At 66.1% G+C, this 24,011-nt stretch carries 17 protein-coding genes and 1 pseudogene; 9 read left to right on the plus strand and 9 right to left on the minus strand.

The genetic code is table 11. The features are described 5' to 3' along the window. Nucleotides 1–5 precede the first annotated feature (5 nt). The 4 genes and pseudogenes from greA to carA all read right to left on the minus strand — a co-directional run. Nucleotides 6–482, minus strand: coding sequence for a transcription elongation factor GreA (gene greA / locus PBT88_RS13815; RefSeq protein ID WP_270075913.1), 477 nt, complete (start codon nucleotides 480–482; stop codon nucleotides 6–8). Between the two features lie 97 nt (nucleotides 483–579). After that, entirely contained in the window at nucleotides 580–3,930 is a 3,351-nt protein-coding gene (carB, locus tag PBT88_RS13820; RefSeq protein ID WP_270075914.1) for a carbamoyl-phosphate synthase large subunit, read from the minus strand. Beyond that, complete coding sequence (locus tag PBT88_RS13825) at nucleotides 3,930–4,313, minus strand: ribonuclease E inhibitor RraB (RefSeq protein ID WP_270075915.1); 384 nt, start codon at nucleotides 4,311–4,313, stop codon at nucleotides 3,930–3,932. The genes carB and PBT88_RS13825 overlap by 1 nt, the downstream gene beginning before the upstream one ends. A 332-nt stretch (nucleotides 4,314–4,645) precedes the next feature. Further along, nucleotides 4,646–5,815 (minus strand): annotated as a pseudogene (gene carA, locus PBT88_RS13830) (glutamine-hydrolyzing carbamoyl-phosphate synthase small subunit); the annotation flags it as partial. A gap of 133 nt (nucleotides 5,816–5,948) precedes the next feature. On the opposite strand from carA, the gene PBT88_RS13835 reads away from it, so the two are divergent. The 5 genes from PBT88_RS13835 to PBT88_RS13855 all read left to right on the plus strand — a co-directional run bounded on the left by PBT88_RS13835 (nucleotide 5,949) and on the right by PBT88_RS13855 (nucleotide 11,651). Next, a complete protein-coding gene (locus PBT88_RS13835; protein ID WP_270079267.1) occupies nucleotides 5,949–6,404 on the plus strand; it encodes a GatB/YqeY domain-containing protein in 456 nt (151 codons plus the stop codon). 128 nt (nucleotides 6,405–6,532) lie between these two features. Next, the gene (locus PBT88_RS13840) at nucleotides 6,533–6,883 is read left to right on the plus strand and encodes a GIY-YIG nuclease family protein (protein ID WP_270075916.1); all 351 of its coding nucleotides are present in this window, start codon (nucleotides 6,533–6,535) and stop codon (nucleotides 6,881–6,883) included. Further along, a complete protein-coding gene (dnaG, locus tag PBT88_RS13845) occupies nucleotides 6,880–8,784 on the plus strand; it encodes a DNA primase (RefSeq protein ID WP_270075917.1) in 1,905 nt (634 codons plus the stop codon). The genes PBT88_RS13840 and dnaG overlap by 4 nt, the downstream gene beginning before the upstream one ends. Nucleotides 8,785–8,792: 8 nt before the next feature. Beyond that, the gene (rpoD, locus tag PBT88_RS13850) at nucleotides 8,793–10,829 is read left to right on the plus strand and encodes an RNA polymerase sigma factor RpoD (protein WP_270075918.1); all 2,037 of its coding nucleotides are present in this window, start codon (nucleotides 8,793–8,795) and stop codon (nucleotides 10,827–10,829) included. Between the two features lie 156 nt (nucleotides 10,830–10,985). Further along, the gene (locus PBT88_RS13855) at nucleotides 10,986–11,651 is read left to right on the plus strand and encodes a DUF6975 family protein (protein WP_270075919.1); all 666 of its coding nucleotides are present in this window, start codon (nucleotides 10,986–10,988) and stop codon (nucleotides 11,649–11,651) included. Nucleotides 11,652–11,665: 14 nt separating this feature from the next. On the opposite strand, the gene PBT88_RS13860 is transcribed toward PBT88_RS13855, so the two are convergent. Together PBT88_RS13860 and PBT88_RS13865 are read right to left on the minus strand one after the other, a co-directional pair. After that, complete coding sequence (locus PBT88_RS13860) at nucleotides 11,666–11,956, minus strand: hypothetical protein (protein ID WP_270075920.1); 291 nt, start codon at nucleotides 11,954–11,956, stop codon at nucleotides 11,666–11,668. Nucleotides 11,957–11,968: 12 nt separating this feature from the next. Next, nucleotides 11,969–13,054: an anhydro-N-acetylmuramic acid kinase gene (locus PBT88_RS13865; RefSeq protein WP_270079268.1), complete on the minus strand. Its 1,086-nt coding sequence runs from the start codon at nucleotides 13,052–13,054 to the stop codon at nucleotides 11,969–11,971. Between the two features lie 47 nt (nucleotides 13,055–13,101). Between PBT88_RS13865 and tyrS the strand changes: the two genes are divergently transcribed. Then, complete coding sequence (tyrS, locus tag PBT88_RS13870) at nucleotides 13,102–14,331, plus strand: tyrosine--tRNA ligase (protein WP_270075921.1); 1,230 nt, start codon at nucleotides 13,102–13,104, stop codon at nucleotides 14,329–14,331. A 177-nt stretch (nucleotides 14,332–14,508) separates the two neighbouring features. Beyond that, the gene (locus PBT88_RS13875; protein ID WP_270075922.1) at nucleotides 14,509–14,841 is read left to right on the plus strand and encodes a PilZ domain-containing protein; all 333 of its coding nucleotides are present in this window, start codon (nucleotides 14,509–14,511) and stop codon (nucleotides 14,839–14,841) included. 58 nt (nucleotides 14,842–14,899) lie between these two features. Here PBT88_RS13875 and PBT88_RS13880 read toward each other — a convergent pair whose 3' ends face one another. Then, nucleotides 14,900–15,961 carry an SDR family oxidoreductase gene (locus PBT88_RS13880; protein ID WP_270075923.1) on the minus strand — a complete coding sequence of 354 codons (1,062 nt, stop codon included), beginning with the start codon at nucleotides 15,959–15,961 and terminating at the stop codon, nucleotides 14,900–14,902. Nucleotides 15,962–16,071: 110 nt separating this feature from the next. On the opposite strand from PBT88_RS13880, the gene PBT88_RS13885 reads away from it, so the two are divergent. Both PBT88_RS13885 and PBT88_RS13890 read left to right on the plus strand, forming a co-directional pair. Beyond that, nucleotides 16,072–16,515 (plus strand): winged helix-turn-helix transcriptional regulator, encoded by a 444-nt coding sequence (locus tag PBT88_RS13885; protein ID WP_270075924.1) that lies wholly within the window; start codon nucleotides 16,072–16,074, stop codon nucleotides 16,513–16,515. A 172-nt stretch (nucleotides 16,516–16,687) separates the two neighbouring features. Continuing rightward, the gene (locus PBT88_RS13890) at nucleotides 16,688–18,664 is read left to right on the plus strand and encodes a glycoside hydrolase family 97 protein (RefSeq protein ID WP_270075925.1); all 1,977 of its coding nucleotides are present in this window, start codon (nucleotides 16,688–16,690) and stop codon (nucleotides 18,662–18,664) included. A 489-nt stretch (nucleotides 18,665–19,153) separates the two neighbouring features. Here the strand turns inward: PBT88_RS13890 and PBT88_RS13895 are convergent, their stop codons facing one another. Both PBT88_RS13895 and PBT88_RS13900 read right to left on the minus strand, forming a co-directional pair. After that, entirely contained in the window at nucleotides 19,154–20,716 is a 1,563-nt protein-coding gene (locus tag PBT88_RS13895) for a tryptophan halogenase family protein (protein WP_270075926.1), read from the minus strand. Nucleotides 20,717–20,822: 106 nt separating this feature from the next. Beyond that, a complete protein-coding gene (locus PBT88_RS13900) occupies nucleotides 20,823–23,984 on the minus strand; it encodes a TonB-dependent receptor (RefSeq protein WP_270075927.1) in 3,162 nt (1,053 codons plus the stop codon). Nucleotides 23,985–24,011: the final 27 nt, after the last annotated feature.

Genomic DNA, 24,011 nt, shown 5'->3' on the forward strand with positions numbered 1-24,011 from the left:
TCGGATCAGATGAACTCGATCCGATCGACCGCATAATAGCGGTCGCCCGACGGCACCGTCACCTCGACATCCTCGCCCACCTTGCGCCCGATCAGCGCGCGGCCGAGCGGCGAATTGTAGGAGATCTTGCCCTGCTTGGCATCGGCCTCCATCTGGCCGACGATCTGATACGTCACCGGCTTGTCGTCCTCGTCCAGCAGGTGGACGGTCGCGCCGAACACGATCTTGTCGCCCGAGAGGTCGCGCGGGTCGATCACGACGGCGCGCGTCATGCGGTCTTCCAGATCGGCGATGCTCGCCTCGATCTGGCCCTGCCGCTCCTTGGCGGCATGATATTCCGCATTCTCGGAGAGATCGCCATGCGCGCGAGCTTCCTCGATCGCATCGATCACCTCCGGGCGCTCGAGCTTCAAGCGCTGAAGTTCGGCCGTGATGAGCTCGTAGCCCTCCTGGAGCATCGGCATCTTCTCAACGGTCGCCATCCTAGCCACTGCCTTTCGTCATAAAATACACCGCCCCTCGGCCCCTCCCTGCGGGCCGTTCAAAGCACTTCACTGGTAGGGGAGTAAAAAGCGGCAGCTAGTTATTGTAGGATTGGAGGGGCCGCACTTCAAGCGGACGATCCCGCAATGCGGCGATTGCGCGCGCCGCAGCCACGCTGGCCGCCGCGGTGGTGAAATAGGGGATCCGCCCCGACACCGCCGAGATGCGGATCGCACGGCTGTCCTGCAACGACTGCCAGCCCTCGGTGGTGTTGAAGATCAGGTCGATCCCGCCATCCTTGATGATGTCGACGATGTGCGGACGGCCCTGCGCCACCTTGTTGACGCGCTCGACCACAATGCCCTGCGCCGCGAGATAGTCGGCGGTGCCGCCGGTCGCGACGATGGTGAAGCCGATCGCCGACAACGCCTTCGCGCCGGGCAGGATATGCGCCTTGTCGCCATCCTTCACCGAGATGAAGACACGGCCGCTGGTCGGCAGCACGACGCCGCCACCAAGCTGCGACTTGAGGAAGGCCGCCTCGAAATTGGTATCGATTCCCATCACTTCGCCGGTGGACTTCATCTCCGGTGACAGCACCGGATCGACGCCGGGGAAGCGCGCCCAAGGGAATACTGCTTCCTTGATCGCGATATGATCGATCGTGCGCTCGACGCGCGGCAGATCGGCCAGCTTCTCGCCGGCCATGACGCGCGCGGCGATCTTGGCGACCGGCACGCCCACCGCCTTGGCGACGAACGGCACGGTGCGGCTGGCGCGCGGATTGACCTCGATCAGATAGACTTCGTCTTCCTTGGTGCCGTCCTCGCGGACGCTGGCCTTCACCGCGAACTGGATGTTCATCAGCCCCTTGACCATCAGCGCGCGGGCGAGCGCGTCGGCCTCGCGCTTGATCTCGGCGATGATCGCGTCGGAGAGGCTGTAGGGCGGCAAGGTGCAGGCGCTGTCGCCCGAATGGACGCCGGCCTCCTCGATATGCTGCATCACGCCTGCCACCACCACGTCGGTGCCGTCGGCGATCGCATCGACGTCGACCTCGATGGCGTCGCGCAGATACTGGTCGATCAGCACCGGCGAGTCGCCGGAGACCTGCACCGCGGTCTGGATGTAATTCTCCAGCTGCTCCTGGCTGTCGACGATCTCCATCGCGCGGCCGCCCAGCACGTAGCTTGGTCGCATCAGCACCGGGTAGCCGATACGGTCGGCGACCGCGATCGCCTCCTCGCGGCTGCGGGCGATGCCGTTGCGCGGCTGCTTGAGGCCGAGCCGCTCGACCAGCGCGGCGAAGCGCTCGCGATCCTCGGCGAGGTCGATCGCGTCGGGGGAGGTGCCGAGGATCGGGATGCCGGCGGCTTCCAGCTCGGCCGCCAGCTTGAGCGGGGTCTGCCCGCCGAACTGGACGATGACGCCATGGAGCGTGCCGTTCGACATCTCGACATGCAGGATCTCCAGCACGTCCTCGGCGGTCAGCGGCTCGAAATAGAGGCGGTCGGAGGTGTCATAGTCGGTGCTCACCGTCTCTGGATTGCAGTTGACCATGATCGTCTCATAGCCGGCGTCGCTGAGCGCGAAGCAGGCATGGCAACAGCAATAATCGAACTCGATGCCCTGCCCGATCCGGTTCGGACCACCGCCGAGGATGACGACCTTCTTGCGATCGGACGGCATCGCCTCATTCTCGGGCTCGCCGAAGGCCGGGGCCTCGTAGGTCGAGTACATGTAGGGCGTCTTGGCCTCGAACTCGGCCGCGCAGGTGTCGATGCGCTTGAACACCGGGCGCACGCCGAGCCGGTGGCGGAGTGCCCGCACCTCGGCTTCGGTGACGCCGCCGGTCATCGCGGTCAGCGCATCGTGGATCAGGCCGGAGCCGCGGGTCTGCATCCGCTCGGTGCCGGGGCGCAGATTGGCGCTCTCCAGCGCCAGCCAAGCGAGGCGGCGATCGGAGAAGCCCATCGCCTTCAGGCGGCGCATCCCCGCCGCATCGCGCGGCAGGCCATCGGCGCGAACCTCCTCCTCGGCGAGCACGATCTCGCGGATCCGCTCGAGGAACCACGGATCATATTTGGCGATCGCGTGGATTTCCTCGACGGTGAAGCCCTCGCGCATCGCCTGCGCCGCATAGAGCAACCGATCCGGCGTCGGGCGGGCCAGCGCCGCCTCCAGCTCGGAGCGCGGACGCCCCTTCAGCGCATCGACCGGGTTGAAGCCGCACAGGCCGGTCTCCAGGCCGCGCAGCGCCTTCTGCATCGATTCATGGATATTGCGCCCGATTGCCATGACTTCGCCGACGCTCTTCATCGCGGTGGTGAGCGTGTCGTCGCTGCCCTTGAACTTCTCGAAGGCGAAGCGCGGGATCTTGGTGACGACATAGTCGATCGTCGGCTCGAACGCCGCCGGGGTCGCCCCGGTGATGTCGTTCATGATCTCGTCGAGCGTGTAGCCGACCGCCAGCTTGGCCGCGACCTTGGCGATCGGGAAGCCGGTGGCCTTCGATGCCAGTGCGGACGAGCGCGAGACGCGCGGGTTCATCTCGATCACGATCAGCCGGCCATCCTTCGGATTGACCGCGAACTGTACGTTGGAACCGCCTGTTTCCACGCCGATTTCACGCAGCACCGCGATGCTCGCATTGCGCATGATCTGATATTCCTTGTCGGTCAGCGTCAGCGCCGGCGCGACGGTGATGGAGTCGCCGGTGTGGACGCCCATCGGATCGACATTCTCGATCGAGCAGATGATGATGCAATTGTCGTTGCGATCCCGCACGACCTCCATCTCATATTCTTTCCAACCGAGGAGCGACTCCTCGATCAGCACTTCGGTCGTCGGCGAGGCATCGAGGCCGCCGATGACGATGCGGATGAACTCTTCCTTGTTATAGGCGATGCCGCCGCCGGTGCCGCCCATCGTGAAGCTCGGCCGGATGATCGAGGGCAGCCCGGTATGCTCCAGCACCGCCAGCGCCTCGTCGAGCGTGTGGGCGACGCCCGAACGCGCAGACTCCAGGCCGATCTTGTCCATCGCATCGCGGAACTTGAGCCGATCCTCGGCCTTGTCGATCGCCTCGGCATCGGCGCCGATCATCGTCACGCCGAACTTCTCCAGCGTGCCGTCATGGAACAGCGCCAGCGCGGTGTTGAGCGCGGTCTGCCCGCCCATCGTCGGCAGGATCGCGTCGGGGCGCTCTTTCTCGATGATCTTGGCGACGATCTCCGGCGTGATCGGCTCGACATAGGTGGCGTCGGCCATGTCCGGGTCGGTCATGATCGTCGCCGGGTTCGAGTTGACGAGGACGATGCGATAGCCCTCCTCGCGCAGCGCCTTGATCGCCTGCGTGCCCGAATAATCGAACTCGCACGCCTGGCCGATCACGATCGGGCCGGCACCGATGACGAGAATGGAGGAGATGTCGGTACGCTTGGGCATTAGTCGTCGGCTCCGGTCACGGCCATGCAGCCCCAGCCATCATATTCGATGCCGGGGAAGGATGCTTCGATTTCAAGGCATTTGCGCGTCAGCGCGCGGATCGCGTCGGGCTCGATGGTCTGCTCGACATCGAGATCAAGGCGCCAGACATCGGGCTCGTCGCCCTCCTCGTCCGGCACCAGCTGGCCGAAGGCGAAGCCGTGGCTCTCGGCCGCCTCGGCGACCGGCTCCAGATCCTTCATGTCGCCGACGAAGCTGACATCGACCAGCCGCACGACCGAAGCGTCATCGCCATTGGTGGCGAGCTGGGCGAGCAGTTCCTGATCCTGCTCCCACTCCTGCTCGAAGCGCGCTTCGTCGATGGGGGTGTTGGCGTTGGGCATCAACGGATTTTCGGCTGAGTGTCGAAATTCAACGCGGTCGCGCCTGCGTTATGGAAAATCGAACAAATGACCTTTCCAGTAGATGCCACCCACGCCGCATCTGGCACCGCGATTGGAGCGTCTATACCGACGAATCCATCTTCTTTATCTTTGCCGATCCGATAGGCAGTCAGACCATTGGCCTCCGCCTCAGCTATCAAGCTGTTAATTTTTTGGGTTTTCCCGGTAACACGGATCACAACTCCACCATCAAAAAACTCTGGAGATTCGGCAATTTGTGCCGGAAGCTGGCTTATCAGTTGGCGGAGTTCGATAATGTTCATCCCTACGTCCTTCAACGCGCCCACGAACTGTTCGAATAAGTAGTGGCTATCCTGCGGGCCGGGGCTGGCTTCGGGGTGGTATTGCACCGAGAAGGCCGGCTTGTCGGTCAGCCGCAGGCCGGCCAGCGAGCCATCGAACAGCGAGACATGGGTCGCCTCGGCATTGGCCGGCAGCGAGTCCGCGTCCACCGCGAAGCCGTGGTTCATCGAGGTGATCTCGACGCGGCCGGCGCCCTCGACGCTGCCGACGCGCTTGACCGGATGGTTGGCGCCGCGATGGCCCTGGTGCATCTTGTAGGTCTTGGCGCCCACTGCGAGGCCGAGCATCTGGTGGCCGAGGCAGATGCCGAAGATCGGCTTGCCGACCTCCAGCAACTGCCGGATCACCGGCACCGCATAGGCGCCGGTCGCCGCCGGATCGCCGGGGCCGTTGGAGAGGAACACGCCGTCCGGCGCGTGCCGCATCACGTCCTCGAAGGTGGCGGTCGCCGGCACCACCGTCACGCGCGCACCGGCGGCGACCAGATTGCGCAGGATGTTGCGCTTGAGGCCATAGTCGATCGCGACGACATGGGGCGCGTCCGGCGCGGCGGCGTCGACCGCATAGCCTTCGCCCAGCGTCCACAGGCCGTCGCCCCACTGGTAGCTCTGGAGCGCGGAGACGTCCTTGGCGAGGTCCATGCCTTCCAGGCCGGGCCAGGCCCTGGCCTGCTCGATCAGCGCAGGGATGTCGAACTTGCCCTCGGGATCATGCGCGATGACGCCGTTGGGCGCGCCCTGCACGCGGATCATGCGGGTCAGCGCGCGCGTGTCGATGCCGGAGAGGCCGATGCGGCCATTCTGCTTCAGCCACTCATCGAACCGCTGGGCGGAGCGGAAGCTCGACGGCGCGGTGACGTCCTCGCGGACGATGCAGCCGAGCGCATGGGCGTTGGTCGCCTCGAGATCCTCGGCATTGGCACCGACATTGCCGATGTGCGGGAAGGTGAAGGTGATGATCTGCTTTTCGAAGGAGGGATCGGTCATCGCCTCCTGATAACCGGTCATGGCGGTGTGGAAGCAGACTTCGCCGACGGCGCTGCCCACGGCACCAAAGCCACGGCCGAACAGCACTTCGCCCGATGCCAGAACCAGAACGCCGGTCGCTCCCTCAGGGACGCGCGCGTTTGTATCGGCCATCGGCTGGCTCTCCTCTTGAATGGACAGGCGGGTAAACGGCCGGGTTGGTAGGAGCGTGCGGCCAACCGGTCAATCTAGTAAAATCGGTGCAGGGCCGCTACGTCTGCTCCTTTCCGGCAACCTGCGGGCTCCCATGATTCGAGATGACATCAAGACGGCCCTCGTCGTGGCCATGAAGGCGCGCGAGAGCGAGAAAACGGCCGCGATCCGGCTGATCCAGAGCGCGATCAAGAATCGCGACATCGAGGCACGCACCGGCAAGGCGCCGGACGACGACGATGCGCTGGTGGTCGAAGTGCTCAACAAGATGGCCAAGCAGCGCCGCGAATCGATCGAAATGTACGAAAAGGGCAACCGCCCCGAGCTGGCCGCCGCCGAGACGGCCGAGCTGGCAGTGATCGAGGGCTTCCTGCCGCAGCGAATGACCGAGGACGAGACCGTCGCCGCGATCGACGCGATCAAGGCCGAGCTCGGCGCCACCGGCCCCAAGGACATGGGCAAGGTGATGGCCGAGCTGAAGGCCCGCCACGCGACCAGCCTCGACATGAGCAAGGCCAGCGGCCTGGTGAAGGCGCGGTTGGCGGGGTGAATGGATAAAAGCCCCTCCCGCTCGAGGGAGGGGTTGGGGTGGCCCCGCTAACGGCGTGATAGCGACGCGAGACATACCCTACCCCGTTCGTCCCGAGCGAAGTCGAGGGACCGACACCGGGAGCGACGATGGCATTCTGGGTGTATATCCTGAGATGCTCTGACGGCCGATATTATACCGGCCACACGGACGATCTCGAACGGCGCCTCGCTCAGCATGAGCGCGGCGAAGGGGGGGCATTTACCTCGGCGAGACGTCCTGTCACTCTGATGTGGTGCGGCGATTCCGCGACGCGCGAGGAAGCGCTGGAAATGGAGCGACGACTGAAACCCTGGTCGCGCGCCAAGAAGGAAGCCTGGATCGCGGGCGATTTTGCGCGCCTCTCTCATTTCGCCAAGCCTCCTGCCGAACGTCCCTCGACTTCGCTCGGGACGAACGGAGAGGGGTTCTCGCCCATTCTCCGCGACGCGACCCCATGAGCCTCTCCCCCGCCTGGCTGGACGAGCTGCGCGCGCGCACCTTGTTGTCCGGGCTGATCGGCAAGTCTGTGAAGCTCCAGCGCGCCGGGCGCGAGTGGAAGGCGTGCTGCCCGTTCCACAACGAGAAATCACCGAGCTTCACGGTCAACGACGACAAGGGCTTCTACCATTGCTTCGGCTGCGGCGCGCATGGCGATGCGATCCGCTGGATGACCGACCAGCGCGGCCTGCCCTTCATCGATGCGGTCAAGGAGCTGGCGCAGGCCGCCGGGCTGGACGTGCCCCAACAGGATCCCCGTGCCCGCGAAAAGGCCGAACGCGCCTCCACCCTGCATGACGTGATGGCGCAGGCCGAGGCGTGGTATGTCGAGCAGCTCGGCCGCGCCGAGGGCGCCCATGCCCGCGCCTATCTCCAAAAGCGCGGCATATCGGAGGCGCTGGCCCGCACCTTCCGCATCGGCTTCGCGCCCGACAGCCGCACCGGGCTGCGATCGGCGCTCAAGGAGATCGGCGACGAGAAGATGGTCGAATGCGGCCTGCTGATCCAGCCGGAAGAAGGCAAACGCGATCCCTATGATCGCTTCCGCGGCCGACTGATGATCCCCATACGCGACGCGCGGGGGCGGACGATCGCGTTCGGCGGCCGCATCCTCGGCGAGGGCGAGCCCAAATATCTGAACTCGCCCGAGACCGTGCTGTTCGACAAGGGCCGCACCCTGTTCAACCTCGATCGCGCCGCCGCCGCCAGCCGCAAGGCCGATCGGGTGATCGTGGTCGAAGGCTATATGGACGTCATCGCGCTCGCAGGCGCCGGCATCGACGAGGCCGTCGCCCCGCTCGGCACCGCGCTCACCGAAGGGCAGCTCGAACGGCTGTGGCGGCTCGATCCGCGGCCGATCCTGTGCTTCGACGGCGACGGCGCCGGGCAGAAGGCCTCCGTGCGGGCGATCGGCCGCGCTTTGCCCTTTCTCGAGCCGGGGCGGACCCTGCGCTTTCTCACCCTGCCGCAGGGCCAGGATCCGGACGACCTGATCCGCACCGGCGGACGCGCCGCCATGGAAGCGCTGCTCGAAACCCCCGAGCCGCTGGTCGATCGGCTGTGGCGCCACGAAGAGGCCGCCCTCCCGCTCGACACGCCCGAGGCGCGCGCAGGCCTCAAGCAGCGGCTCGCCGAGCATAGCCGCGCGATCGCCGACAAGGACGTGTCGCATCAATATTTCCAGGAGTTCCGCCAGCGCGTCGACGAGAAGTTCGCGCCGCAGCGGCGTGAATGGCCGCCGCGCGGTGGTGCCGGGGGCGCCGGCGGCAACGGCGGCGGCTTCCGGCCCCGCAAGGTGCAGGACAAACGCGGCAATTGGGTCGCCGCCCCCGCGCCGCCGCTGCCGGGCACCCACGCGGTCAACCGCAGCGGCGTCGGCCCGATCGAGGCACGGGCGATCCTCGCCGGGCTGGTCCGCCTGCCAGACAGCATCGGCGCCCATGCCGAGCCCCTCTCCCACCTCCATTTCGCCGATCCTGCGATGGATCGCGTCCGCTCCGCGCTGGTCGAGGCGGCATGGCGCGGGGAAGCGCTTGAAGGCGACGGGATCAGCACCATATTGCTGCGAGTCGGTGCAATTGACCTATTACAGAAGGCTGGCCGTGCGAACGGGCTTGCCTTTTCCTTTCAGCGCGGCGATGCGGACCCTGAGCGCGCGCGTCGCGATCTGGGGGAAGTGATAGACGTGATGCTGAAGCGATCCGAGCTCGATGCTCAGATCGCTGCGGTCAATGCCAGCTTCCGCAATGGAAGCGACGGTCACGGATGGGAAGAAGCGATGGAGGAGCAGCAGCATCTCCAGCGCGAAAGATTGGAAACGGAACGGCGGCTCTCCGAGTTGAGGGAGCAGGCCGAACTCTGAGGGTAAGCATGGCGAAGACGAACGTGGCGGAAGCTTCTGCGAATGGTGCCGGTGGTGGTGACGGCGATGCGCCGCTCATCGACCTCAACGACGCTTCGCTCAAGAAGCTGATCGCCCGCGCCAAGAAGCGCGGCTACCTCACCTATGACGAGCTGAACGACGCGCTGCCGCAGGGCGAGATGTCGTCGGATCAGATCGAGGACATCACCTCCGCGCTGTCCGAGATGGGCATCAACATCGTCGAGAACGAGGAAGCCTCGGACGACGACAAGCGCGAGGAAGAGCCCGACGACGAAGAGGCCGCGCCCGAAGATGGCGCCGGCGAGGTCTTCCAGGTCCAGGCCAAGAAGGAGACGGTCGATCGCACCGACGATCCCGTCCGCATGTATCTGCGCGAGATGGGCGCCGTCGAGCTGCTCAGCCGCGAGGGCGAGATCGCCATCGCCAAGCGCATCGAGGCCGGTCGCGACACGATGATCCTCGGCCTGTGCGAAAGCCCGATCACCTTCAACGCCATCATCGACTGGTCCACCGCGCTCAACGAGGGCACGATGCAGCTGCGCGAGATCCTCGATCTCGACGCCATGCTGAACAAGGATCCCGCCCCCGAGGCGATGGCCGAGGATGGCGAAGAGGACGATAACGGCGAGATCAGCGAGAAGACCGCCGGCAAGTCCTTCAAGGAAGAGGAGGAGCCCGAGGAGGCTCCCGCCGACGAGGAAGACGAGGAGGGCGGCGAGCGCCGCACCCCGCGCCCGGTGGAGGAAGAGGAAGAGGACAACACCCTCAGCCTTGCCCAGATGGAGGAGCAGCTCAAGCCGATCGCGCTGGAGCGGTTCGCCACCATCACCAGCCTCTATCTGCAATTCTCCAAGATCCAGCTGAAGCGCGTCGATGCGATGAACTCGGGCGGCTTCCCGGAGCGCGAGGAGGCCAAGTATCAGGAACTGCGCGAGCAGCTGACCGCCGAGGTCGAGAGCGTCCAGTTCCACGGCGCCAAGATCGAGCATCTGGTCGATCAGCTCTATGCCTTCAACCGCCGCCTGACCGCGCTCGGCGGCCAGATGCTGCGCCTGGCCGAGCGCCACAAGGTGCCGCGCAAGGCCTTCCTCGATGCCTATATCGATCATGAGATCGAGGAGAATTGGCTCGATCGGGTCAAGGGCATCGACAAGAAGTTCGCCGCCTTCGCGGCGGCCGAGGGCGATGCCGTCGAGCGCATCCGCACCGAGATCAGCGAGATCGTGCAGGCGACCGGCATGGCGCTGCCCGAGTTCCGCCGCATCGTGAACATGGTGCAGAAGGGCGAGCGCGAGGCGCGGATCGCCAAGAAGGAGATGGTCGAGGCCAATCTCCGCCTCGTGATCTCGATCGCCAAGAAATACACCAACCGCGGCCTGCAATTCCTGGATCTGATCCAGGAGGGCAATATCGGCCTGATGAAGGCGGTCGATAAGTTCGAATATCGCCGCGGCTACAAATTCTCGACCTACGCGACCTGGTGGATCCGCCAGGCGATCACCCGCTCGATCGCGGATCAGGCGCGGACGATCCGCATCCCGGTCCACATGATCGAGACGATCAACAAGCTGGTCCGCACCAGCCGCCAGTTCCTCCACGAGACCGGCCGCGAGCCGACCCCGGAAGAACTGGCCGAGCGCCTCTCGATGCCGCTCGAGAAGGTCCGCAAGGTGATGAAGATCGCCAAGGAGCCGATCTCGCTCGAAACGCCGATCGGCGACGAGGAGGATTCGCATCTCGGCGACTTCATCGAGGACAAGAATGCGATCATCCCGGTCGATGCCGCGATCCAGCAGAACCTCAAGGAGACCGTCACGCGGGTGCTCGCCAGCCTCACGCCCCGCGAGGAGCGCGTGCTGCGGATGCGCTTCGGCATCGGCATGAACACCGATCACACGCTCGAGGAAGTCGGCCAGCAGTTCAGCGTGACCCGCGAGCGCATCCGCCAGATCGAGGCCAAGGCGCTGCGCAAGCTCAAGCACCCGTCGCGCAGCCGCAAGATGCGCAGCTTCCTCGATCAATAAGCCTATCCGATTGCTCTTCCTCGCTTTTGGGTGAGGAAGAGCATGAGTTTCTGATCGCCTGCTTCGTCGTAAACCCGGTCTTTACGCCTTTCGGCTAATCCCGTCTGACAGCGCGGTTTCTGGGCCGCGCGGTGAAACGTGGGCAAAGGGCACCGGATGGCATCGCAGGCGATCGACAGACAGCCGAACGGTGTCGGCGAGGTGCTTGCCGCGCTCGTCGCCGCCAATGGCAGCGCGAAACATCCCTATCTCGAATCCCCGGCGCTGATCGGCGACCATGCCGTGCGCAATCTCGCGGATATCGCCCATTTCATCTGCATGCTGCATGGCCGCTATCCGGGCGTGATCGATCATGCCGCGCAGCGCGTCGTCCATCCGGCCGCCCGGAGCTTTATCGCGCGCGCGGCCCCCGGCTTCGGCGCCGAACGCGCCTATCTGACCCGGCTCGTCGTCGCCGCCGGCCCGCTGCCCTCGACGCTCGGCCAGGCGCAGAGCGAGGCGGCAGTGACCAACCAGACCCACGCTCTCGCCACCCTCGCCCAATCCGAGCGCAACGGCACCGCGATCGGCGCCGCGATCGCGCTGGTGCTCGATTGGCGGCCGATCCGCCGGGTGCTGGACGCCGCCGCCCAGCGCTTCGGCCTCCAGCCGCCGCCGCTTGACCTGCCGGGCCTCACCGAGACGCTGGCGATGGCGGTCAGCGCGGCCGAGACGCCGGGGATAGAGCGCGCGATGGCGTTCGGTGCGCAGCAATTGCTGGTCCAGCATCGCGGGCTGTGGGATCTGCTCGAAAGCCGCGAAAGCGCCCGGCGCCAGGCCTGATCCCACCGGTCGCGTCAGGGCTGCGGCGTGCGACTCCACGCGCCGGCATCTCGGGTCTGCGCCATCTTCGTCCGCCGATCATAGAGGCACAGCATCGTGCCCGCCCGGCCCTTGTTGACGCGCGGCGGGTAGCGACCCGTCACCATCAGCACGTCCAGCGCGCTGCGATCGCTGAAATGCACCGGCGCCGATGTCGCCGCATCGTCCATGCCGCTCGCCTTGATGCAGGCATCGCGCGGCGTGCTGTCCGCATTCGGGCTGGCGGCCGCGATCAGCGCCAGCAACGGTAATCCCATCAGACGCATGGCAAGCCCCCCTTACGGGCGGCTCAGCCGCCCCCCGGTCAGCGGCGCGGGCACCCCGGTGGTGCCCGTGAAGCTGATCGGCAGCCCCTTGAGCGAGCGCACCGCCATGTAGGCGAAGCCTTCCGCCTCCGTGGCATCGCCATTCTGCCCGAGAGATTCGATCGGTTCTACAGGCATTTCGCAGGCATCGGCGAGCATCGCCATCATCGTCGCATTATGCCGGCCACCGCCCGCGACGATCAGTCGGGTCGGCCGTTCGGGCAGATGCGCGATCGCCAGCCCGACGGTCGCGGCGGTGAAGGCGGTCAGCGTCGCGGCACCGTCCGCCGGCGCCAGGCCCCGCACCGGCGCGATGGTGAAATCCGCCCGGTCGAGCGATTTGGGCGGCGACACCGCGAACCACGGATTGTCCAGCATCGCGGCCAGCACGGCGCGGTCGATCGTCCCGGTCGCGGCGAAGGCGCCGCCGGCGTCATAGGGCTTGCCGGCCTCCGCCGTCATCCAGTCGTCGACGAGGCCGTTGGCCGGCCCGGTGTCGAACGCCACCAGCGCGCCATCACGCCCGATGAAGGTGATGTTGCCGACCCCGCCGAGGTTGAGCACCGCCATCGGCAGCGTCGCGCCGGCCAGCAAGGCCCGATGATAGACCGGCAGCAGCGGCGCCCCCTGCCCGCCGGCCGCGACGTCGGCGCTGCGCAGGTCATGGACCACCGGCACGCCGAGCGCCGACGCCATCATCGCGCCGTCGCCGATCTGCCAGGTCCAGCCGCGATCGGGGCGGTGTGCGACCGTCTGGCCGTGGAAGCCGACGACATCGACCTCCTTCACGTCGCGCCCGGCCGTCGCCATCAGCTGGTGGACGAGGATCAGGTGACGGCGGGTCAGCATCTCGGTCGCCGCCGCGATCTCCGGGCTGAGGCGTGGCTTGTCGTAGGTCAGCGCCAGCGCGGTGACGTCGCGCAGCTGCTGGCGGCCGCTATCCGAATAGGGCTCCGACCGGAAGGCGATCGGGCGGACGAGGCCCTCGCCATCGGTTTCGATCAGCGCCGCGTCGATTCCATCGAGCGAGGTGCCGGACATCAGGCCGATCGCCAGCATCGTATCGCTACCCACGCCCATATCCCTTGTGCTAGTCAGCCGCCGCCATGACGACGAGCCATAAATCCGCCCTGCTGCGCCTACTGGAAGAGCGCGGCTATATCCACCAGCTGACCGACGCGGAAGGGCTGGACGCGCTGGCCGTGCGCCAGATCGTGCCCGGCTATATCGGCTTCGATCCGACCGCGCCGTCGCTGCATGTCGGCAGCCTCGTCCAGATCATGATGCTGCGCCGGCTCCAGCAGGCCGGCCACAAGCCGATCGTGGTGATGGGCGGCGGCACCGGCAAGATCGGCGATCCGAGCTTCAAGGACGAAGCCCGCAAGCTGATGACCGACGAGGTGATCGCCGGCAACATCGCCTCGATCAAGCGCGTGTTCGAGCGGTTCCTGACCTTCGGAGACGGGCCGACCGACGCGATCATGGTCGACAATGCCGAATGGCTCGACACGCTCGAATATATCCCCTTCCTGCGCGAGATCGGCCAGCATTTCTCGATCAACCGGATGCTCAGTTTCGATTCGGTGAAGCTGCGCCTCGATCGCGAGCAGTCGCTGAGCTTCCTCGAATTCAACTACATGATCCTCCAGGGCTATGATTTCCTGGAGCTCGCCCGCCGCGTCGATTGCCGTCTCCAGATGGGCGGCTCGGACCAGTGGGGCAACATCGTCAACGGCATCGAGCTGACCCGCCGCGTCGCCGGCGAGCAGGTGTTCGGCCTGACCACGCCGCTGATCACCACCGCCGACGGCGGCAAGATGGGCAAGACCGCCAAGGGCGCGGTCTGGCTCAATGCCGACCTGCTGCCGGCCTATGATTATTGGCAGTTCTGGCGGAACACGCAGGACGCCGATGTCGGCCGCTTCCTCAAGCTGTTCACCGACGTGCCGCTCGACGAGATCGCCCGGCTCGAGGCGCTGGAAGGCGCCGAGATCAACGCCGCCAAGATCGCGCTCGCCAATGCCGCGACCGCGCTGGCGCATGGCGAGGAGGCCGCGCGCGACGCCGCCGAAACCGCACGACGCACCTTCGAGGAGGGGGCGGCCGGCGGCGACCTGCCGACGCTGCGGGTCGACGGCGGATCGATCCCGATCATCCAGGCGCTGACCGTGCTCGGCTTCGCCGCCTCGAACGGCGAGGCGCGACGCAAGATCGGCGAAGGCGCCGTCCGCCTCAACGATCTCGCCATATCCGATCCGGCGTTCGAGATCGTGCTGGAGGATGTGCCGGTGAAGATCAGCCTCGGCAAGAAGCGGCACGGCATTCTGACGCGGTGATGCGGGGCCCGTCCGGCGGTGCGAACGGGCACCGCCGGACGGGCCATCGCCGGCCTCCCCGGCGCTGCGGGAATATGTTAGACGATTGTCGGTTAAAGCGTATTAAGCCTGACGGTTGACACTAACTTCATGCCGAAATCGCACTATCCTCTTCATATCTGGGGGATTAAGAACGCCATGGCCACCGCAGTATCCAGTATCGAGAGCCGCCGCGCCCCGCGCGATATCGTGTCGTTCCGCACCACCATCGATGGGCCGGCAACCGTCCGCACCTCCGCCCTGATGGTGGATATTTCCCCCTTCGGCTTCATGTCGCGCAGCGCAGCGCCGCTGTCGCCGGGCGAGCTCGTCTCGGTGAAGCTGCCGATGATCGGCTATCGCGCGGCCAAGATCGTCTGGTCGCTGGGCGGCCGGGTCGGCGGCGAATTCGTCGATTTCATCCCCGCCGATCTCTACGCGCGGATGCTCAAGGCCGCCCCCACCGACAAGCCGGCCTGGAACGAATTCTGATCGTCCTGCGCCGCCGGCCGCACCGGGCGATCCCGCCCGATGCGGCCGACGGGCAGTTTCAGGGGATCAGCCGGTTGGCGCGCAGCTGCTCGAACAGCGCAAAGAACGCCTCGTCCGTCGCCTGATAGGTGGTGAAACCCAGCCGCCGGCTCTTCGACATATCGGTGACGACCTCGATCGGCCGCCCGAGATCGGCATCGCTGTGCCAGGGCGACGCCAGGCGCTGGAGCGCCGGCTCCGCCAGGCCATGCCGCGCGGCGATATCCGCCCACAGCGCCGCATCGTCCGCCATCTGCGCTTCGAGCGGACGGACCACGCCGTCGAACGGCGCCGCCTCGATCCCGAACCAGTCGGCGATCCGCGACCACATCCAGCTCCACCGGAAGACATCGCCGTTGACGACGTTGAACGCCTCGTTCGCCGCTGCCGGCGTCTGCGTCGCCCACAGCATATGCCGGGCGAGCAGCCGCGCGTCGGTCATGTCGGTCAGGGCGTTCCACTGCATCGCGCTGCCCGGGAAGCGGAATGGCCGGCCGGTCTCGCGGCAGATCGTCGCATAGACGGCGAGCGTGGTGCCCATGTTCATGGCGTTGCCGACCGCCTGGCCGATGATGGTATGCGGCCGATGGACGCTCCACGCGAAGCCGTCGCTGGCGGCCGCCGCGAATACCTCGTCCTCCTGCGCATAATAGAAATTCTCGACGTCGAGCCGGCCCTGCTCCTCGCGGAACGGGGTCTGCGGCAGCACGCCCTGGCCATAAGCCTCGAACGGCCCGAGATAATGCTTCAGCCCGGTGACGAGCGCGACATGGCGCAGCGTGCCGGCCGGCCGCAGCGCGTCGAGCAGGTTGCGCACCATCGCGGCGTTGACCCGGATATTCTCGGCCTCGCTGGCCTGCCGCGACCAGGTGGTGATGAACAGGTGGCTCGGGCGGACGTCCGCAAGCGCCGTGGCGAGCGTCGCCGGATCCTGGAGGTCGGCGGCGATCGGCGTGACGCCCGGCTGATCGGCCGGCGTCCGCGCCAGCCCGGCCACCGGCCAGCCCTGCTCGACCAGCAACGCGGCAGTCGCGCTGCCGACGATGCCGCTGGCCCCCACGATCAAGGCGCTATTCGTCATATCTCGATATCTCCGTTCGTCCGGCTCATCTGTCCGGCCCATCTAGGCGCCCGCCCCGATCGCTTCTAGAAGGCACCCTTTGGGGACATAGGCACCACGAGGTATCCACGATGCAACCCGGCTCCCCGGATCATGAATGGCGCGAGGATTGCGCGCCGCGCCGCGTGCTGGAGATTTTCTCGACCAAATGGACGAGCATGGTCCTGCACGCGCTCGACGCCCGGCTGGGCGGGTGTGCGCGTACCGGCGTGCTGCATCGCAGCCTGCCCGGCATCTCCAAGAAGATGCTGACCCAGACGTTGCGCGAGATGGAAGCATCCGGCCTCGTCTCCCGCCGGGTCCACGGCACGGTGCCCCCGGCAGTCGATTACAGCATCACGCCGCTCGGCCTGCGTTTCGTGGAGCCGATCGAATTGCTGTACGACTGGGCGAGGCGAAATCCCGATGCGCTGGACATGCTGCGCCCGCGATCCGGGCCGAAACAGCCATCGCCATCCGACACCGAAAGCGCCGCACATGCGCCCGAACCGAAAATTGCAAATGAAGAGATTTAATCCTCGCCGAGCACGCATCATGCGGCATATGATCGGCCTTCGTCGGCCCTGATCGATCGCCTTTGCGGGAACCAGCCCGATGAAAGCGGCGTCATCCTGCCGGCATGGGAGGATGACAGGAATGAGGCGAGCAGCATTTCGTCCCGGCCGCAAGGCCATCTGGTTGCTGTTGATGACAGCGCCAGCCACCGCCCATGCGGCGGACAGGATGATCAGCTCGCCGGATGGCCGCGTCTCGGTCTCGGTCGGCCTCGGCGACCAGGCAGCTTTGACCTATCGCATCGCCTTCGACGGCAAGACCGTGATCGCCCCCTCGCCCGTCGGCCTCACGCTCGCGGGCGATCCCGCCACCCCCGAAGCGGGCCGTATCCTGAACGGGATGCACATCCTCTCCGTCGAACAGGGCCGGGGCCGCGACAGCTATGCGCCCGTCACCGGCAAGACCAGCCATGTCGATGACGGCTATGCCCAGATCATCGTCCATGCCGAGCAGCAGGGCGGCGGCCACCGCAAGCTCGATCTCGTCGTCCGCGCTTATGACACCGGGGCCGCCTTCCGGCTGGTGCTGCCCGCGCAGCCCGGACTCGCCGACGTCCGCATCGCCTCCGAGGAGACGCAGTTCAATTTCCCGGCCGACTATCCGTGCCTCGGCCTCAATCTCGGCCGCTATCATAATAGCCATGAGGGCGAGTTCGATCCGATCGATGCCCGGCATATCCGGCCCCACGCGCTCTACGATCTGCCGCTGGTGTGTCGCGCCGAGGGCGCGAGCTTGGCGCTGACCGAAAGCGATCTCGCCGACTATGCCGGCGCCTATCTTTCCGGTCGCGGCGATGGGGGACTGGGCGTGGCGATCAACCTGACGCCGCGTGTCGACGATCCCGCCGTGGCGGTGAGCACCCCAATGACAGCGGCCGGCGTCGCGACGCCGTGGCGCGTGGTGATGCTGGCCGAACGCCCGGAAACGCTGATCGAATCCAATCTGGTGGACGATCTCGCGGCGCCGTCGCGCATCGCCGACACGGATTGGATCGTGCCCGGCAAGGCGGCGTGGGACTGGTGGTCCGGGCCGCTGATCCCCGGCCTATCGCTCCCCGACACCGCCCACCCGCCGCATGACGACGCGACCTACCGGCGCTTCATCGATTTCGCCGGCCGCTTCCATCTGCCCTACATGCTGATCGACGAAGGCTGGGCAAAGGGGGCCGGTGGTGCCGGCGTGGTCCGGCCGGATTCGGACATCACGCGGACGGCACCGGGCGTGAACCTGCCGGCGCTGGTCGGCTATGCGAAGGCGCGCGGCGTCGGCCTGTGGCTGTGGGCCAATTGGCAGGCGCTCGACCGGCAGATGGATCAGGCGCTTCCGCTCTACGAAGCGCTCGGCATCAAGGGCATCAAGATCGATTTCATGGACCGCGAGGATCAGGACATGGTGGCCTTCACCCCCCGCCTGCTCGCCGCCGCCGCCGCGCATCATCTGATGGTCGATCTCCACGGCGCCTATGTGCCGCGCGGGCTGGAGCGCAGCTATCCGAACCTGATGACCCAGGAGGGCGTGATGGGCGCCGAATATAACAAATGGAGCCGGCGCGTCACCGCCACCCACAATGTCAGCCTCGCCTACACGCGCGGCCTGCTCGGGCCGATGGATTATACGCCGGGCGGCTTCCGTAACGTCACGCCCGCGCAGTTCGAGCCGCGCGATGTCGGCCCCGAGGTGATGACGACGCGGGCGCAGCAGCTGGCGCTCTACGTGGTCTACACCAGCCCGTTCGCCAGCCTCGCCGACGCGCCGAGCGCCTATGAGACGGCCGACCTCCAGCCCGTTCCGGGGGCCGATTTCCTCAAGGCGGTGCCGACATCATGGGACGAGACGCGCGCGCTGGCCGGCGATTTCGGCCATTATGTCGCGGTCGCGCGGCGCAAGGGGCGGCAATGGTATGTCGGCGCGATCAACGACGAGACCGCGCGCAGCATCACGCTGCCGCTCGGCTTCCTCGGCACCGGCACCTGGTCGCTCCAGCGTTGGACGGACGGCGAGACGCCGGCCCAGATCGTCACCGATCAGGCGAATGTCGATAGCAAGGGCACGCTGACGCTCGATCTGGCGTCGGGCGGCGGCGCAGCATTGGTGCTGACGCCGCGCTAGGCCGTGCAGGTCATTGCGGACGGTCGCCTATCGCCCCAAGAGGCGCCCCTTCGCCATAGCTCGTCACCCCGGACTTGATCCGGGGTCCAGTTCCTTGGATTTCGGGTGGACACGGAAGAAGCTGGATCCCGGATCAAGTCCGGGATGACGGAGAATGGAATGACTGCGTCCTCACCAGATGCGGACATTTGATTATATCGTCACCCCGGCCCTGAGCCGGGGTCCAGCTGCTTTCAGGCGAGCGTGGCGAACAGATCTTGCCAGTCTGGATTCCCGCTTTCGATCAATGCAACCTTCCAGTGATCGTGCCACGATAACGACCTGCCATCATGTAGATCCAGCCGCCGGTCATCAGATCCGTTCCCATCCTTCGCATGGAAAGCGAAGACAAGCTGGACCCCGGGTCAAGCCCGGGGTGACGCGACCGAGATCAATCGCTTCCCACCACTCCCGGCCATTTCACAATGGCCGCTCATTCGTCCACGCATCCTAGGCCCGGCTATTCCCCTGCGACGCGGCGGCGAAATGGGCGGCCGCATAATCGCGGTGGGTGGACGCGCTCGCGACCCCTTCGGCGATCTTCTCGCGGATGCGGTCGAAGGCGCCGGATATCTGATCGGGCGTGAAGAAATCGGCGAGTGGATCCCAGCGCTCCGGCAGCAGCCCCAGCCCGGCGAACAGCGACAGCCAGCTCGGATCCTGAAACGAATCCCATTCATACCGCACCATCCGGCCACGGCTGGTGAACATCCGGATCTTGTGGGCGAGCTTGTCGGGCAGCGGTGTATCGCGACAGCCCTGCCACAAGGGCTCGTTCGCCCGCTTATTGCCCCAATAATGCAGCAGCAGGAAATCGCGCACCCGCTCATATTCCAGCGTGCTGATGCGGTTGTAGTCCGCCGCCAGCGCGGGATCGAAATGGCGATCGGGGAAGAGCTGGAGCAGCCTTTCGATGCCCGAATGGATCAGCGTGATGCTGGTCGATTCCAGCGGCTCGAGGAACCCGGCGGACAGCCCGATCGCCACGCAATTGCCGCTCCAGAACTGGCGGCGATGGCCGGCGGTGAAGCGGATGAGGTTCGGTTCGGCCAGCGCCTCGCCCTCCAGCCGCCCGATCAGCGTCGCCACCGCCTCGTCGTCGGAGATATGCCGGCTCGCATAGACATAGCCATTGCCGACGCGATGCTGGAGCGGGATGCGCCATTGCCAGCCGGCCGCCAGCGCAGTCGAACGGGTGTAAGGCTCGAACCCGCCGCCCGGGGCATGGGCGCAGGGGATCGCCGCCGCCCGGTCGCAGGGCAGCAGGTCAGTCCAGTCGATGAAGGGCTCACCCAGCGCCTGGCCGAGCAGCAGCGAGCGGAATCCGCTGCAATCGACGAACAGATCGCCGCGGATCGCGCCGGCCTCCTCGGTATCGATCGCGGCGATGTGCCCGCTCTGGGGATCGCGGGTGACGGCGCGGACGCGGGCATCGACATGGCGGACGCCGCGCGCCATCGCCACCTCTGCGAGATAGCGGGCGTAAAGCCCGGCATCGAAATGCACCGCCCAATCGAAGAAGGCATAATCCGGCGCCGGGCGGGGCGGCGGCAGGAAACGATCGGCATAAGCGAGCTGGGTGGCGAGGCAATAATCGTCGATCGGCCGCAGATCGCCGCCGGCCCGCAGCTTGAGCCAATATTGGTGGAAGGCGACGCCGTTGGACGGGGTGCCGTAGAGACCGAAGGGGTGGAAGAAGCGGCTGCCCTCCCCCGCCCAGCCATCGAAGGCGATGCCGAGCTTGATGGTGGCGTGGCTCGCCCGCATCACCGCGGCCTCGTCCAGCCCGGCCTCGCGGAAATAATCGCGGATCGCCGGCGTCGTCGCCTCGCCGACGCCGATCGTGCCGATGCTGGAGGATTCGACCAGCGTGATCGCCACGCCCAGCCCCTCCAGCCGCTTGGCCATCAGCGCCGCCGTCATCCAGCCCGCCGTGCCGCCGCCGACGATCACCACCGAGCGGATCGGATCGCCCGATCGGCCCGCACCCGTCTCTGCGCTTACTTGCACCATCATCGTCTCCCGCACGCCGCATCGTCGCCCGGCACCACCGACAGAAAGCCCGCCCGTCTCCGCGGCGAAGCGGATCGGGGCGGGCCAGGCAGGGGAAGATTGCGCCTTAGAACTTCATCCGCGCGCCGAGCGTGTAGCGGCGCTCATAGATGTTGTTGTAGGCATGCTCGTCCGTCCAGGTGAGGTAATATTTCTCATATTCCCCCGTCAGGTTCGAGCCCTGGGCGTAGACCGTGAAGTGCGAATTCAGATCGTAGCTGATCGACGCATCGAGATAATTGGTCGGCTTCTGGTACAGCTCCAGCCCGACGAGACCGCCGAAGTCCTGCGAGACGGCGCGCTTGGAGCGGAAGTTCCAGGCGAGGCGGGCCTGGAAATGATTGTCCTGATAATAGCCGACCAGGTTGGTCTGGAGCTTGGAGTTATCCTGGAACGGGATGCTCTTGCCGGCCAAATCCTTCTGTCCCGAATTGGACGGCGAGAAGGTGATGTTGGTGTCGATGCCGAAATTGCGCAGGAAATGCGGCATGAAGGACAGATCGCCGAACGACTGCTTCCACTGGCCTTCCAGCCCCTTCAGCGTGCCGCCGTCACCCTGGATCGGGGTGCTGATCGACACCGAGCGGCCGCGCACCACGCCGTCATTGTCCGGCAGATCGGTGCGGATCACCGAGCCCTGCTGGATGAAGCTGTCGACCTTGATGTAGAAGGCGGCGACGCTCAGCAGGCTGGAGCGGCCGACATACCATTCGAGCGACGCATCGAAATTGTCCGCGCGCCACGGATCGAGATTGGGATTGCCCGTCGAATTGCCGCCGGTCACCCGGAACACCGGCGTCGCGCCGCTGGTGTCGATCGCATAGTTCGGCGTCAGGCCACCGCCCCACTGATCGAGGTTGAGCAGCGTCATCGTCCGGGTGAAGGCCAGGCGCAGCTTCAGCTTCTCGGTCAGGTCGAAGGCGGCGTTGAACGACGGCAGATAGTCGGTGAAGCTGCGCTTGGTCTGGGTCGTCCCCGCGACTTCGCCGGCGACACCATAAGGCTGCGGATTGCCGGTGATGTACTGGAGGATATCCAGCCGGGTGTTGATGATCTTGATGCCGGCATTGCCGGCGAACGGAATGCCGAACAGATCGCCCTTGAAGTCCATCTGCGTATAGCCGGTGATCTGCTTGACGCCGACGCGATAGGAGGCGCCGGGGTTCATCACCTCGACATTGCCCGGATAATATTGGTTCTGGAACTTCTCCGCATTGTCCTGCGCGGCCGGGTTCAGGACATAGACGCCGGGCAGGCCGTTGGCCGGCGGCTTCACCTGGATGATGGTGTTGCCGAAGGACGGATCGGTCGCCGGGCGGGTCAGCCCTGCGGTGTAATAGCCATCGGCGGCGCCGGCATTGCAGCTGTCGGCGTTGATCGGAACGTCGAAGCCCTTCCACTTGACCAGGCAGCCGCCCGGCTGGCTGGCATCGCCCGCATAGAGCGGCGCGGCGCGATCGAAGGCGAAATCGCTGTTGGAACGCTCGCTGTAGCGACCGCCGAACTCGAACTTCAGATTCTCGTTCGCTTCGTAGGAGGCATCGGCGCGGATGACCTTGAGATCACCCTTCTCGCGATAATTGCCTTCGGACGACATCGTCTTGAGCGCATAGTTGCTCGGATCGCCGAGCAGCGTGGTCAGCTGGGTCGGCAGGGTGAAGACTGGCTGGCTGCCCGAGAAATCGACGGTCGAGTGGAGCGAGTTGGCACCAGCGAGCGTGTCGACGGTGTAGCCACCCGGATTGAACGGCCGGTTGCCGCCGAGCGAAGCCGGATAGCGGCCAATACCGCCGGCTTCCCACTGGAGGCCGTTGGACGGGCTGAACTGGACATAGCTCTGATCGTAATTCTGGAAGGCCTTGCCGTAGATGCCGCGCAACGATGCCTTGAAGCGGCCGCCATTGTCATATTTCAGCTGGATATTATAATCCTGCGACTGCGACAGATAGCGGTTGTTCTGCGAATAAGACGAGAAATCGCCCAGATCGTAATTATAGACCTGGACCGTGTTGAGATGATAGCTGCCGCCATCGGGGCCGGTGACGATCGCGCCGGTATCGCGCGAGGCCCCCGGCACGAACTCGGCCGCCTGCCAGTTGATGTCCTGCTGCTGGACGCCGGCGATATGATCATGCTGATCCTGCCGCGTGAAGAAGCCGTCGGCGGTCAATTCCAGGGAATCGCTGATCCGCCATTGCGCCGAACCATTGATGCCGAGGCGCTGCCGCTCGGTGACGGTATTGAACGCCTCGAAGCCCTGCGGCACGATGAAGGCGTCATTGGCATCGCCATCGCCGTTGATGTCGATGCCACCGGCGACCGGCGTGCCGTGCGGCCGGTTCGACGGCGAGAAACCGCCGGTCGTCGTCGCGTCGGCGCCCTCGTCATGATAGGTCGCGCCGTAATTGCTGAGGATGCCGTTCTGCGAGTTGGACAGATGCTCGTCGGTATAGGCCGCCGACAGCAGGAAGCCGACCGACTCGCCATGCCAGGCGATCAGGCCGTTGACGCTCGGATCCTTCTTCTTGGTCTTGTCGCCATAGAGGCCCTCGGCGTCGATCGCGGCGGTGATCCCGCGCTTGAGATCGAACGGCCGGCGGGTGCGCAGATTGACCGTACCGGTGATGCCGGCATCGAGCAGATCGGCGGTCGAGGACTTGATGACGTCCGCGCCCGAGAAGAGCTGCGAGGGCACGTCGTTGAAGTTGGGCTGGACGCTGTTGATCGAATTGGCGCCGAGATATTGCTCGCCGTTCAGCAGCGTCGTCACTTCCGGCAGGCCGCGGATGTTGATCGACGAGCCCTCGCCCGCATCGCGCCGGATCTCGACGCCCGGGATGCGCTGGAGCGAGTCCGAGATGGTGACGTCGGGCAGCTTGCCGATGTCCTCCGCCGAGATCGAGTCGGTCACCGAGGTCGCATCGCGCTTCAGCATCACGGCGCGCTGCTGCGAGGCGCGGATGCCGGTGACGATGATCTCGCTCGTGGCGGTGGCGCCCGATCCCGGTTCGGCGACCGTCGGGGTGGCGGTGGGGTCCGGCGTCGCGCCGGTCGCGGGCGTGGTGGTCGCCGTCGGATCGGGCGTGGTCGCGTTGGCGGCGGCCGGATCGGCCGTGACCGGGCCGGCGGCAGCCGGCATGGCGGTCTGTGCGGCGGCGGCGCTCGCCAGACTGGCGGCGGATACGGCCGCCAGAAGTGCAAAGCGCGCAGAAACTGTGCTCTTGATCATGCTATCCCCTTCTCGCTGCCAGCGGCA

The sequence above is a fragment of the Sphingomonas abietis genome (genome assembly GCF_027625475.1).
GTDB classification, from domain to species: Bacteria; Pseudomonadota; Alphaproteobacteria; order Sphingomonadales; family Sphingomonadaceae; genus Solisphingomonas; species Solisphingomonas abietis.